The organism is Catenuloplanes sp. NPDC051500 (assembly GCF_044454585.1).
In the GTDB taxonomy this organism is placed as follows: domain Bacteria; phylum Actinomycetota; class Actinomycetes; order Mycobacteriales; family Micromonosporaceae; genus Catenuloplanes.
This window is the reverse complement of sequence record NZ_JBITDX010000020.1, coordinates 16,770-29,148: the sequence shown is the minus strand read 5'-3', so window position 1 is coordinate 29,148 and position 12,379 is coordinate 16,770. Positions and strand designations below refer to the sequence as shown.

The window sequence follows — 12,379 nt, the reverse complement described above, 5'->3', positions numbered from 1 at the left end:
CCGGGGTCAGCCGCCGATGCGGAGGATCTCGCCGAGGTTGCGGCGGCGGCGCAGGGCGGACTCGACCGGGACCACGACCGCGACCGCGCCGAGCAGGACCGTGGCCAGGACGATGACCTGCCACCAGGGCAGGGTGAGCGGTGGGTCGGCGGCCTGGGCGGTGAGCAGGCGCAACGACAGGGACGGCAGCGCCAGGTACGCCAGGGAGACGCCGACCGCGGGGCCGGCGATCGCGGCGGCCAGGACCGGGGGGAGCAGCTCGCCTGCGGCCACCCAGCGGACGTCGCGTGGGCGCAGGCCGAGCGTGCGGAGGCGGCTCAGCGTCTGCCAGCGTTCGGCGGCGCCGGCGGCCGCGCCGAGGAAGAGGCCGAGCAGGCTCAGCACGAGCAGGGCGACGGCCGCGGCCCGGGCGAGGAGCAGCAGGCCGGCGGTGAGCGGGGCATCGCGACGGTCTGCGAGGACGTCCGCGCGGACGACCGGGTCGGGTACCGCCGTCCGCGCGGCGTCGCCGGCGCCGGGGCCGGCGAGGTAGACGGTGTTCGGCAGCGAGGGCACACCGGCGGCGGCGAGCGCAGCGGCGTCCACGATGACCAGGTCGGGGGCGTCTCCGACGAGCGGCGCGACGCCGACCGCGGTCAGCGGGAGCGCGGGCTGGTCCTCGCGGCGCAGCGACATCTCCGCGCCGGGCCACATGTCGCCGCCGGCGGACCTGACCAGCACCGGGACGGCGGCGCTCCCGGCCCCTGGACCTCCAGTCGCCGATCCCGTAGACGGGACGGCAGACGCCGAGCCTGCCGAAGACGCGGTGCGGGCCGGGCCCGCGGCGGGCGGCCGGGCGAGAAGGTCCAGGGCGGACGCGCCCGACACCTCCGTCTCCTCAAGCAGCGCCCGGAACGCCGCCGGGTCGACGGCCAGCAGTTGCGGGGTGAGGGCCGTCTTGTCCGCGGTGATGCGGGCGCCGGTCAGCAGCGACGCCGGGACCGCGCGCCGGACGCCTGGCGCGGCCGCGAGGCGGGTGGCCAACTCGGTGGTGGCGGCGGAGGAGGTCACGTCGACACGGGCGTCCGCGCCGGTCGTGCGCCACGCGCCCTGGGACAGGCCGCGGGTGGCGGTCGCGTCGAGCGTGAGCGCGAACGAGGCAAGCGCCGTCCCGGCCACCATCACCAGCAGCGGCAGCATGCGCCCGGACGTGTCCGCGGCACGGGCCGCGCCGAACACCGCGAGCGGCCGGCGGGAGCGCAGCGCGCGGCGCAATGCCAGCCCGGTACCGGCCGGGAGCAGGCGCAGCAGCAACAGGCCGGCCGCGACGGCCGCGAGCGCGGGCGCGCTGGCCGGGAGCCCGTCGTCGCCGGTGACGATGCCGCGCTGGCGGAGCGAGACGAACGCGCCGGTGGCCGCGGCCACGACCGCGATCTCCAGGGCGATACGGCGGATCTGCACGGTACGGGCGGCCCAGCGCCGTGCCGAGCGGTTTGCGGGGGCGCGGCGGTTGCGGGTGGCGCGCGCGGCGACGAGTAGGCCGAAGCCCGGCCCGGCGAGCGCGGCCGCCACAATCACCGGCAGCGCCCAGGTGACGGCGGCGCCGTTGCCGAGCAGCAGCGCCAGCCCGAGCCCGGCCGCACCGGCCAGCACCGCCAGCAGCACCGACTCGGCCAGCAGCTCGACCGCGAGGTCGGGCAGGGACGCGCCACGCCGGCGGGCGGTGGCCAGCGCGACGCCGCGGCGGCGGGCGAGCAGGTCGGCGGTGAGCAGCAGAACCAGGACCGCGGCGGTGAGGACGCCGATGAGCAGCACGGACGCCTGGGTGACGGCGGCGTCGATTGTGGCCTGGGCCTGGTGCAGCACGGTGTCCAGCTGCGTCTCCCAGCGGGTGGTCTCGCCCCGCTCGCCTGAGGACGCGGAGGTCGCCTTGAGCCGGGTCACGGCCGCGGCGAGGCTCCCGGTGTCGGCGAGCGTCAGCCGCTCGGTGTCCAGGGTGACCCAGACGGTCTGGGAGAGCTGGTCGTCCTCCAGGGCGAGGCGCGCGTCGGGCAGCGACTCCCGGGTGAGCAGCCCGCCGATCCGGGTGATGCCGATGCCGTCCGCGCCGTCGACAGGCCCGAGCGCCGCGGGCGCAAGCCGCCAGGTGGGATCGTTCGGGTCGACCGGCGCGAAGATGCCGCTGACCACGATGTCCTTCACGCCGGCGGTGCGATCGTAGGCCGTGATGTGGTCGCCGGGCTTGACGCCCAGCTCGGCCGCGGACCGCTCGGTGAGTCCCACCTGGACCGGCCACGGGCCGGTGGACTCGCGCTCGGCGAAGTCGGCCGCGCCGGCGGCCGGCTCGGTCCCGGCGATCCAGGTGACGTGCGGCCCGCCCCCGGCCTCCGGCGTGTTCGCCAGGTAGGCGAGCTGGACGGTACGCGGCGCCGTACCCTCCTTGATCTCGAAGCTCTCGCTGATCGCCGCCACGGTCGGCGGTGCGAGCAGCGACTGCAGGTCGCCCGGGATGCTCGCGACGGCGGACCTGCCGAGCTTGTCGACGTCGTCGGAGAGCTCCGCCTGCCGGACACGGAGGCCCCGGTCGCCGTAGTCCGAGGCCCAGCCGACCTGGACCCGGATGGCCGCATCGTCGCCGGCGCGGCCGACCGTGTCCCGGACCGCGGCGTCAGAGGTGGTCCGCAGCTGCGGGGGGACCGCGGAGGCCAGCAGCGCCACCACTGTGACCACTACCGCGACGAGTGTGAGCGGGCCGGCGTCGGCCCGCGCCCGCCCGGCCACGCTCGGCCAGTGCGGCGCGGGAAGCAGGTGCCGTGCGGTACGCGACGGCCGGGTGGAGAGGGCGGGCCGGGTCACGATGCCACCCGCAGGTGGGCCGCGTCCGCGCGCCGGGCCTGCACCGCGACCACAGCTGCCACCGACACCAGGCAGGCCGTCAGCAGCGCCGCGACAAGCCCGAGTTCGAGGCCCCACGGCCATTGCGGTATCGCGTCGGGGACCGGCGCGGCGCCGGTGTCGGAGCGCACCAGCCACGGCACGACAAGCACTGTCGCAAGCGCGCCGACCAGCGCCCCGGCCACGACAAGCGGCGTCAGCACACCGGCGTGCTGGCCGAGCAGCACCCGCCGGATCTCACGCCGCGTCATTCCCAGCCCGCGCAACCGCGCCACCTCCAGGGCCCGGACCTGAAGGTCACAGGTGACGTGCAGGATGACGCCCGCGAGCAGCAGCAGCGCGGCCGCGGGAACCAGCAGCCGGAGCGTGGCGGGCAGTCCGGCGCGCAGCGGGCCGCCGGTGAGCCGGGCCTCCTCGCCCTCGCGGGTGAGCACCGTGCCCAGGCGCAGGTCCGCCGCCTTGGCTGCGGAGTCCGGGCCGGGGTTCCCGGCCCACCAGGCGTCGACCGGCGGCTGCACGTCACCACCCTGGACGATCAGCGTGCGGGAGAGCCAGTCCCCGTCCGCAAGCAGCGCGCCTCCGCCGGCCGCGGACGGCACCGTGGGCACCACGTCCTTGACCCGCACCGGAACGGACGCGGTGCCGATGGTGACAGAAAGGTCGGTGCCGGGGCCGACGCCGAGCTCGTCCGCCACCTTCTGAGAGATCACCACCGGCACGGCGCCGGGGTCGCCGAACCCGCTGGCGACCAGGGTCCGGGCGGCCTCTGGCGGGCCGAGCAGCTGCACGCGGGTACGCAGCGCGATCGTGTCGTCGCCGATCTCCAGCTGGTTTCCGGAGAGCATCTCCGGCACCGGGCCGGCCGAGCCTGCCTTCCACGCGGACGTGCCGGTGAGTCCGGGGACGGTGAGCGTGACCGCGACGTCGCTCTCCTCCGCAGCCGCGGTCTCCGAAGCGAACAGCGACTGCCAGTCGGTGATCAGCGGCATGGTGACCGCGACCAGCTCCAGCCCGTCCGCGACGACGCAGCCCGCCAGCGGGTGGGACGCGCCGTCAAGCGGGATCTGGTCGGCGACGCAGGGCACGCGCAGCCCGCCCCGGTCCTGGAAGACAAGCCTCGGGGCGACAAGCATCGGCGACGCGCCGGTCGAGGTGCCGCGGACGGTGAGCGCGGCACCGGCCGGGACCGGCAGTCCGGTGACCGCGTCGGCCGGTGCCAGCCCGGCACCGACCTCGGCCCAGGTGCGACCGCCGTCGAGGCGGCCGCGCAGCAGCTCGCCGGCGTGCGTGGTGTCGACCGCGACCAGCCGGGGCGCGTCGCCGCTGGTGCCGAACCACTGGCCGATCGAGACCGGCCGGTCGGTGGCCGGGCTGACCGTGCCGCCGGTCGCCGCCCGGACCTCCTCGCCCTGCCCGGTCTCGGGCCGCACGCCGAGCGTGATCGCCAGGTCGGTGCCGACCGAGAGCGCGGCCTGGTCCTGCTGGGACCGCTGCCAGGTGGCGTCGTAGCCGACGCCGAACGTGCCGGCCGCGCAGGCCAGGCCGATGAGCAGCCCGGCCGCGACCGCCTGTGGGCGCCGGGCGGCCTCGAACGCGGCGAGCGGAAGCACGAAGCCGCGGGCGCGGCGGGCGAGCAGGTCGGCGAGCGCGAGCGCGGGTGGCACCAGCCGGAGCGCGAGCGCGGCGCCGGCCAGCAGCAACAGCGCGGGCGCGAGGATCCGGACCGCGTCCTGGCCGCCGGCCTCCGCGGGCTGGGACCACAGCTGCCAGAGCCCGACCCCGGCGAACGCGACAAGCAACACGTCCGCGCCGGACCGGGCGATCAGCTCACCGCGGGTCCGGCGCTCCTTCACCTCCGCGACCGGCTGCAGCGCGAGCGTGACAAGCACCGCGCCGAGCAGCAGCGCGCCGCCGGCGACGGTGAGCACCTGGAGCCCGGTGACCGCGAACGTCTCGGCGAGCCCGGCGCCGCGCAGCGCGGGCAGGTGGGTGATGGCGGCGTGCAGCGCGGACGAGGCGGGCACGGCGATCGCGGTCGCGGCCGCGGCCAGCAGCAGCGCCTCGACGGCCGCGACGCCGGCCAGCTGCCGCCGGCTGAAGCCGAGCGCGGAGAGCAGGGCGGATTCGACGGTACGCACGCCCGCGGTCAGCCGCGCGGCCAGCGCCAGCGCGGTCGCGGTGAGTACCGAGCCGAGGATCGCGACCGCCGCGACAGTGGCAGTGGTGACCCGCTGCTGCGCGTCAGCCGCGGCAAGCGTGCGGGGCAGCGCGGTGGCGATCCGCTCGATCTCGACCCGGTCGCCGAGCACGCCGCCGAGCCGCCGGTCCGCCGCGCGCACGTTGTCCTCGACCGCGTCAAGCGCGGCATGGTCGGCGGCGGAGAGGTCCGGGCTCGCGGTGACGTCCAGCCGGTCCAGGGTGGAGCCGCTGGCCAGCACGGCGTCCAGGCCGACCAGGAACGGTCCGTAGGCGGTCAGCGGTCGCTGGAACCGCCCGTCGTTGTAGGCGGGGTTGAAGCCGGCGGCGTTCAGCGGGTCGCGTTCCCAGCCGGTGCCGGGCAGCGCGGCGACGATGCCGACCACTGTGACCTCGAACCCGGCCGGGCGGGTGCGGGTGTTCTCCACACCGAACGGCACCCGGTCGCCGACCTCCAGGCCGAGCTGCCCGGCGGTGCTGCTGAGCAGCGCGGTCTCGTACCCGGCCGTGGGGAGCCGGCCGTTGAGCACCTCCACCCGGGAGGCCAGGTCGGTGATCGAGGAGAGGTAGCCCTGGGACGGGAAGTCGCCGCCCTGGGGCATGGTCGGCAGCGGGCGCAGCAGCGTCGACGTACGGGTGGACAGCGGCGCGTCGAACGGCGCGAGCGCGGTGGTGAGCACGTCGCCGGTGTCCGCGACGACCGAGCGCGCGTTCGGCCCACTCACGGTGACCGTGTACGCGGTGACCGAGGTTTGGGCCACCGAGGCCCTGGCCGCCGCGGTCTCCACCGCGCGCTCGCCGGTCCGGGTGACAAGCAGCACGCAGACGCCGAGCAGCGTGACGCCGACAGTGACCACCGCGAGCAGCGCGGCGAGCAGCGGCCACTGGGCCCGGGCCCGGCGCGCCAGAAAGCTCACGGCGCGTCGATCCGGCCGTCGTGGATGGTGATCACCCGGTCCGCGAGCGCCATCATCACCGGGTCGTGCGTGGAGACCAGCGCGGTGACGCCCTCGGACTCGACGATGCCGCGCAGCAGCGCCATCACGGCCAGGCCGGTCTCCGCGTCGAGCTGGCCGGTGGGCTCGTCCGCGATGAGCAGTCGCGGCGACGCGGCGAGCGCGCGGGCGATCGCGACGCGCTGCTGCTGGCCGCCGGACATCTCGCCAGGCCGCTGCTGCGCGTGGCCGGCCAGCCCGACCAGCTCCAGCAGCAGCTGGACGCGCTTCTCCCGCTCGGCCGTGGGCGTACGGGCCAGCCGCAGCGGGGCGCCGACGTTCTCGGCCGCGGACAGCACCGGGATCAGCCCGAACGTCTGGAAGACGTAGGAGACCTTCTCGCGGCGCAGGTGGGACAGGCCGTCCTCGTCGAGCGCGGTGACCTCGGTGCCGTCCACGTGCACGATGCCGTCGTCCGGGCGGTCCAGGCCGCCGATCACGTTGAGCAGTGTGGTTTTGCCGGAGCCGGAGCGGCCGACAAGCGCGGCCATGGTGCCGGCCTCGACGTCGAAGGACACGTCGCGCAGCGCGTGCACAGTGGATGCGCCCGACCCGAACCGGCGGCTGACTCCCCGTACCGTCAGAAGGCTCATGAATTGATGTCCGGTTTGATCGAGACGTGGTCTGCTTCCAGCGCGAGGCGGACCCGGCGGGTGAGCGCCAGCGCCTCGCGGTATTCCCGCGGCACCTGCACGCGCCCAGCCCGGTCCATCACCGCGTACTCCTCCGCGATCACGTGGGTGTCGCCGTCGCCGTTGACCGCGGAGCGGCGCAGCACCTCGCTGCTGGTCCGCCCGTCGCGGATCGAGATGGTGCGCTCGACCTGGCCGCTGACCTCGGGGTCGTGGGTTACCACCACGATGGTGACGCCGAGCTGCCGGTTGACGTCGCGCAGCGCGCCGAAGACCTCGGCCGAGGTGGCGGTGTCCAGCTCGCCGGTCGGCTCGTCCGCGAAGAGCACGCGCGGCTGGTTGGCAAGCGCGACAGCGATCGCCACCCGCATCTGCTGGCCGCCGGAGAGCTGCGCCGGGCGGCGGCCGGCCAGCTCGCCCACGCCGAGCATGTCAAGCAGCTCGGTGGCACGCGCTTTCCGGGCGCGGGCGGGCGTGCGGGCCGCGGTCATCGGCAGGTCGACCATCTGGTGCGCGGTCAGGTACGGCACCAGGTTGCTCGCGGTCTGCTGCCGGACGAAGCCGACTGTCTGCCGCCGGTAGCGCACCCGGTCCGACCGGGACATGTCCAGCAGGTCCCAGGTGTCGACGCGCGCCTTGCCCGCGGTGGGCGCGTCGATGCCGGCCAGGATGGACAGCAGCGTGGACTTGCCGGACCCGGAGGCGCCGACCACCGCGACCATCTCGCCCGACTCGACTGTCAGGTCCAGCCCTTGCAGCGCCTGCACCTCGATCGAGCCGGTCTGGTAGATCCGCACCAGGCTCTCGCAGGCGATCAGCGCGTCCCGGCCGAACTCGGGGGCCTTCTCGGGTGGCTTCGGAAGGGACAGCGGTGTGGTGGACATCCCTCTCCTATGCCGGTGGTCGCGCAGACCCTATACATCGATCTCCCTCGGGTCAACGGACGTGATCGACCCGCTCATTAAGTCATCGTATGGGTGAATCAGCGGTGATTCGGGCGGACTCTGAACCTTCCTCGGGGCGGGCCGCGTAGGAACCGGTGCGCGCACGTTCATGAATCTCCGAGCACGCTTAGGAATGGTGAAGACCGATGCAGTGGCGATACGGCACCCTGAAGAACCGCAAGGCGATCGGCGCGGCCGTTGTCGCAGGCGTGATCGTGGTGGCCGGCGTGACCGGCGTGACCTACGCCAACGCCGGTGAACGGCACCGCAACCGGAACGCGGCGGTCTCGGCCGGTGTGATCAACGTCGAGGGACAGCAGTTCAACGTCGCCGAGTGCACCGAGGTCGAGATCAACGGCGGCGTCGTGATCTGCGACGGCAAGGAGCTGGCGCCCGAGGGTGGCGCGGACGCGGTGGAGGCGGCCCAGGCCGCGGCCGTGGCACTTGACGAGTCGTGCGACATCTTCGCGGCCGCGCTGCAGACCGCGCAGGCGGACGTCGCGGACGAGGGTGCCGACGCCTCCGCCGCGCCGGAGAAGAGCGAGTCCGCCGAGGACGCGGCCGCGCGCGAGCAGGCGGAGAAGGAGATCGCCGCAAGCACGAAGTCGAAGAAGAAGTCCGCGGAGATGGCCGCCGGCTGGGCCGAGAAGGCCGAGGCCGAGGACGCCGCCGCGGGCGACGCCGCAGCAGATGATGCAGCCGCAGACGACGCAGCCGCCGATGACGCAGCCGCCGATGACGCCGCGGCAGACGATGCGGCCGCAGACGACGCCGCTGCTGCCGATGACGCGGCCGCCGCCGAGCAGGCCGTCGCGGACGCGCAGACCGCGTTCTTCGAGTCCTGCCTCGCACTGTCCCAGGCGAAGGCCGCCGCGGGCGACGCGGGCGCGGCCGCTGCCGACGATGCGGCCGCTGCCGACGATGCAGCCGCCGCCGACGCCGCAGCAGACGACGCAGCAGCAGAAGACGCGGGCGCCAAGGACACCAAGGGCACCGCGTACGACGCGAACGGCAAGGTCGTCGGCGAGGACTGATCCCCTCCTCGCCGCTCGACGAAGGCCCCCTCCCGGCGCATCGGGAGGGGGCCTTCGCGTTCCATGGACCGCCATCCATTGACACGCATCAATGACACGGCCTACCGTGTGGTTTCGGAAAGCGCTTTCCTGCGTATCCGGAACCCCCACACCGCTTCCACCGGCGGTCCAACGGCACGGAAGGATCCCCATGTCCGAAACGGCACTCCGCCGCTCCCGGCGCCGCCGCACCAGCGTCCTCGCCGCCACCGCGGCCGGCATCATCGCCACCACCACGCTGATCGCGGTCGGCACGCTGTTCGCGCACGCGGCCGAGAGCAGCCCGGTCGGGTTCGCCAGCCTGAACGGCGGCACGTCCGGCGGCTCCAGCAGCACCACTGTCACTGTCACCACGGCAAGCGCGCTCAAGTCCGCGCTCAGCTCAAGCACGTCGCAGACGGTCCGGGTGTCCGGCCTGATCTCGATCTCCGGCATGTACAGCGTGGCGTCGAACAAGACCGTGATCGGCGTCGGCTCCGGCTCCGGCATCACCGGCGGCGGGCTGAACCTCTCCGGCGTCAGGAACATCATCATCCGGAACCTGCGGTTCACGAACGCCGGCGACGACTCGATCAACGTCCAGTCGTCCACCACGAACGTGTGGATCGACCACAACGACCTGTCCAACGGGTACGACGGGCTGATCGACATCAAGCGCGGCTCGGACTTCATCACGGTCTCGTGGAACCGGCTGCACAACCACGACAAGTCCATGCTGCTCGGCCACTCAGACGACAACGCGTCCGAGGACACCGGCCACCTGCGCGTCACGTACGTGCACAACTGGTTCGAGGGCACCGGCCAGCGCCACCCGCGCGTCCGGTTCGCCAACCCGGTCCACGTGCTGAACAACTACTACTCGAACATCGGCTCGTACGGCGTCGCGTCCACCGAGAACGCGGGCGTCTTCGTCGAGCGGAACTACTTCGAGAACGTGGCCAACCCGACGGTCACCCAGACCGGCGACTCGGACTCCGGCAACCTCAAGGTGCTGAACAACTACAAGGTCAACTCTGGTACTGAGCAGGTCCGCAACGGCGCCAGCGTCGCGGCGATCCCGTACTCGTACACCCCGGAGTCGAACAACACGGTCAAGGCGACGGTTCAGGCCGGCGCCGGCACCGGCAAGATCTGACCCACCCGGTTCCCCCGTGCGCCTGGTTCAGGCGCACGGGGGTTTCGGTCTGGACGTGACCACCCACGGGCCCGCGGCCCGCGGGAGCGTGCGGGCAGTTGGTGCGGCGGAAGTGGGCAGATGAATTGGATCTAGGTTCCGACCAGCCCGGACGACGGCACCAGGTTGAGATCGCGGATCGCGCCGCGCAGGTCGGCCGGCCAGAACCAGAGGCGGTACTCCGGCGGGACCTTGACGTAGTCCTCCGGGCCGAACAGCTCGCGGGTGCGCATGTCCGCGCAGTACCGCTCGCGCCAGGCGCGCGGGCTGCCGTCCAGGGCACGGCCCTCGACAAGCGTGCGGGTGATCTGGAACAGCCGTTCCATCGACCGGTACTCGTAGGCGAGCAGCGTCTCGGCGGACTCCCAGATGCCGAGGCCTGACGCGCGCGCCGGCCGCGGCCTCGATCAGCAGCGCGAGGTCGGAGGCGCCCGGGATCGACGGGTGGATAACGAACGGCGCGGCCCAGCCGGCCCGCACAAGGTCAAGGTTGAAGGTGGACCGCTGCGCGCGTGTCATGGTGCGCCGCTCGGCCTCGGTGTAGTCCGGCGCCACGTAGGCGAGCAGCCGGTGATTCGTGTCGAACGGCGCGTCCGAGGTGCGGATGAACATGTTGCGCCGCGAACCGTTCGGCCGGGCCAGCCGCGCCGCGATGTTGGCCTTGCTGAACTCGGACGCGGCCTGACCCTGCGTGAAGTGCAGCGTGCCCGCGTGCCCGGTCTCCAGCCGCGGCTTCAGGGCCTCGGCAAGCGCCTCGCCGATCGGCGCCCGGCCCTCCCCGAGCCACGCCGCGAGCTGCTTGAAGTCCTGGTCGATCGCGGCCGCGCGCTCGGCCGTCCGGGCGGTCACCTCGGGCGTGTCCACGGAGAGCATGCGGACCGGCATCCGGAGGTTCGGAGTGTCACCGTCGGTGACGTCGACGAGCGCTCGCGCGCCCAGGTTCGGCATCGAGGCGCCGTCCGGCGCCCAGAGGATCTGCACGGGGTCCATGGTGTACCGCCTGCCTCCCGGGTTTCCCTCAGTGCACCACCGCGGACCGGGTGCGCGGGAGCCGCACGCTGAAAGCCGACCCGATGGAGACCACCAAAACCACAGATCAGGCGCATATACCCGCTTCCGCGGTGGTCCGGCTCCGCATGCTCCCGCGGGCCGCCGGACCCGTGGGTGGCCGAGATCGAAACCGCCGTGTCGCGCGGATGGTCGGGCGGGCGGATGTGACTAGGCTCGGACCATGCCACTGTCCGGAGAGTACGCACCAAGCCCTGTCCCGTTCGCCCGCGAGCAGGCCGAGACGTTCGAGGCCACCGGCGGGGAGGACCGGGCCGACCTGCGCGGGAAGCCGATCATCGTGTTGACCTCGGTCGGCGCGAAGAGCGGGAAGCTGCGCAAGACGCCGTTGATGCGGGTCGAGCACGACGGCCGGTACGCGGTGGTCGCCTCGCTCGGCGGCGCGGCCAAGCACCCGGTCTGGTATCACAACCTGGTCGCGAACCCGCACGTCGAACTGCAGGACGGCGACGAGCGGCACGACTACGACGCCCGCGAGGTGCACGGCGCGGAGCGGGCCGAGTGGTGGGCACGGGCCTGCGAGGCCTGGCCGGACTACGCTACGTACCAGACGAAGACCGAGCGGATCATCCCGGTCTTCGTCCTGGAACGCCGGTCAGCGTAGGTACGCCGCCAGGCCTATCCCCTGCTCCCGGATCGCGGCGGCGACCAGGCCGGCGATCTGCTGCGCGCCGGCCGCCTCGAAGTGCGTGTGGTCGGCGCAGAAGAACGCGCCGACCGCGCCCGTCGAGTAGTCGCCGTTGTTCGGGCACAGCTTCAGCCTGTTGTAGAGCGCCACGCTGCGCGCATGCAGGTCGATCACGGTCGCGCCCGCGGCGGACCCGGCGGTGCGGGTCTCGGTCAGGAAGCCCCGGTTGCCGACCGCGGACGAGCCGCTGCAGGTGATCGCGGCGACCGGGGTGAGGAACACAGGCGTCGCGCCGCGCTGTTTCGCCGCGGCCGCCATCGTGCGCAACAGCTCCTGGTAGCGCGCGGAGCCGACGTGCCGCGGGCAGGTGGCCGAGCCGTCGTTGATGCCGAACTGGATGAGCAGGTAGTCGCCCGCGCCCATCCCGTCAAGCATCGCCTGCCAGCGCGTGCTGTACGTCTGCGCGCTGAGCACGCACTCGCCGTTCGACCCGATCGTGCTTGTCACGTTCCCCTCGTACATCCAGGTTTGGATGCTCCGGCCGCCGACCGCGCTGTTGTGCACGGCCACGCCGTCGACAAGGTAAGACCCGATCTTGTTGCCCCAGCCGACCGGGCACGCGCCGGACGAGCTCGGGTTCGCCACAGTGGAGTCACCGGCGATCCACACCTCCGGGGCGGCCGCCCGCACCTGGGCGGCCTGCGCGGGGGAGCCGCAGACCGATGCCCCGGCCACCGCGGCCGTGGTGGTGCCCAGCCCGAGCACCGCCGCCAGCATGATGCGCCACATCCTCAT

General features: G+C 73.5%; 9 protein-coding genes. 3 read left to right on the top strand and 6 right to left on the bottom strand.

Going from position 1 to position 12,379, the window contains the following annotated elements; translation table 11 throughout:
• Positions 1-6 precede the first annotated feature (6 nt).
• The 4 genes from ACIA8K_RS31410 to ACIA8K_RS31395 are packed head-to-tail and all read right to left on the bottom strand — an operon-like array spanning position 7 to position 7,581.
• Entirely contained in the window at positions 7-2,835 is a 2,829-nt protein-coding gene (locus ACIA8K_RS31410) for an FtsX-like permease family protein (protein ID WP_396065790.1), read from the bottom strand.
• Positions 2,832-5,987 carry an FtsX-like permease family protein gene (locus ACIA8K_RS31405; RefSeq protein ID WP_396065788.1) on the bottom strand — a complete coding sequence of 1,052 codons (3,156 nt, stop codon included), beginning with the start codon at positions 5,985-5,987 and terminating at the stop codon, positions 2,832-2,834. The genes ACIA8K_RS31410 and ACIA8K_RS31405 overlap by 4 nt, the downstream gene beginning before the upstream one ends.
• Positions 5,984-6,658, bottom strand: coding sequence for an ABC transporter ATP-binding protein (locus ACIA8K_RS31400; protein ID WP_396065786.1), 675 nt, complete (start codon positions 6,656-6,658; stop codon positions 5,984-5,986). Before ACIA8K_RS31400 ends, ACIA8K_RS31405 begins: the two co-directional genes overlap by 4 nt.
• Positions 6,655-7,581 (bottom strand): ABC transporter ATP-binding protein, encoded by a 927-nt coding sequence (locus ACIA8K_RS31395; protein ID WP_396065784.1) that lies wholly within the window; start codon positions 7,579-7,581, stop codon positions 6,655-6,657. The genes ACIA8K_RS31400 and ACIA8K_RS31395 overlap by 4 nt, the downstream gene beginning before the upstream one ends.
• Before the next feature lie 206 nt (positions 7,582-7,787).
• Here ACIA8K_RS31395 and ACIA8K_RS31390 point away from each other — a divergent pair, with 206 nt between their 5' ends.
• Both ACIA8K_RS31390 and ACIA8K_RS31385 read left to right on the top strand, forming a co-directional pair.
• Positions 7,788-8,675, top strand: a complete 888-nt coding sequence (locus ACIA8K_RS31390) for a hypothetical protein (RefSeq protein ID WP_396065782.1) — start codon at positions 7,788-7,790, stop codon at positions 8,673-8,675.
• A gap of 190 nt (positions 8,676-8,865) precedes the next feature.
• Positions 8,866-9,849 carry a polysaccharide lyase family 1 protein gene (locus ACIA8K_RS31385; protein ID WP_396065780.1) on the top strand — a complete coding sequence of 328 codons (984 nt, stop codon included), beginning with the start codon at positions 8,866-8,868 and terminating at the stop codon, positions 9,847-9,849.
• 131 nt (positions 9,850-9,980) lie between these two features.
• On the opposite strand, the gene ACIA8K_RS31380 is transcribed toward ACIA8K_RS31385, so the two are convergent.
• Positions 9,981-10,214: a hypothetical protein gene (locus ACIA8K_RS31380; protein WP_396065778.1), complete on the bottom strand. Its 234-nt coding sequence runs from the start codon at positions 10,212-10,214 to the stop codon at positions 9,981-9,983.
• Between the two features lie 905 nt (positions 10,215-11,119).
• Between ACIA8K_RS31380 and ACIA8K_RS31375 the strand changes: the two genes are divergently transcribed.
• Positions 11,120-11,560, top strand: coding sequence for a nitroreductase family deazaflavin-dependent oxidoreductase (locus ACIA8K_RS31375; RefSeq protein ID WP_396065776.1), 441 nt, complete (start codon positions 11,120-11,122; stop codon positions 11,558-11,560).
• Here the strand turns inward: ACIA8K_RS31375 and ACIA8K_RS31370 are convergent.
• Complete coding sequence (locus tag ACIA8K_RS31370) at positions 11,552-12,379, bottom strand: SGNH/GDSL hydrolase family protein (protein ID WP_396065774.1); 828 nt, start codon at positions 12,377-12,379, stop codon at positions 11,552-11,554. The two genes, ACIA8K_RS31375 and ACIA8K_RS31370, sit on opposite strands and share 9 nt — an antisense overlap.

What these genes read in the sequence shown, in the direction of transcription:
- ACIA8K_RS31375 (WP_396065776.1), top strand. Translation starts at nt 11,120, where the DNA reads ATGCCACTGTCCGGAGAGTACGCACCAAGCCCTGTCCCGTTCGCCCGC.
- ACIA8K_RS31395 (WP_396065784.1), bottom strand. Translation starts at nt 7,581, where the DNA reads ATGTCCACCACACCGCTGTCCCTTCCGAAGCCACCCGAGAAGGCCCCC.
- ACIA8K_RS31370 (WP_396065774.1), bottom strand. Translation starts at nt 12,379, where the DNA reads ATGAGGATGTGGCGCATCATGCTGGCGGCGGTGCTCGGGCTGGGCACC.
- ACIA8K_RS31390 (WP_396065782.1), top strand. Translation starts at nt 7,788, where the DNA reads ATGCAGTGGCGATACGGCACCCTGAAGAACCGCAAGGCGATCGGCGCG.
- ACIA8K_RS31380 (WP_396065778.1), bottom strand. Translation starts at nt 10,214, where the DNA reads ATGGAACGGCTGTTCCAGATCACCCGCACGCTTGTCGAGGGCCGTGCC.
- ACIA8K_RS31385 (WP_396065780.1), top strand. Translation starts at nt 8,866, where the DNA reads ATGTCCGAAACGGCACTCCGCCGCTCCCGGCGCCGCCGCACCAGCGTC.
- ACIA8K_RS31400 (WP_396065786.1), bottom strand. Translation starts at nt 6,658, where the DNA reads ATGAGCCTTCTGACGGTACGGGGAGTCAGCCGCCGGTTCGGGTCGGGC.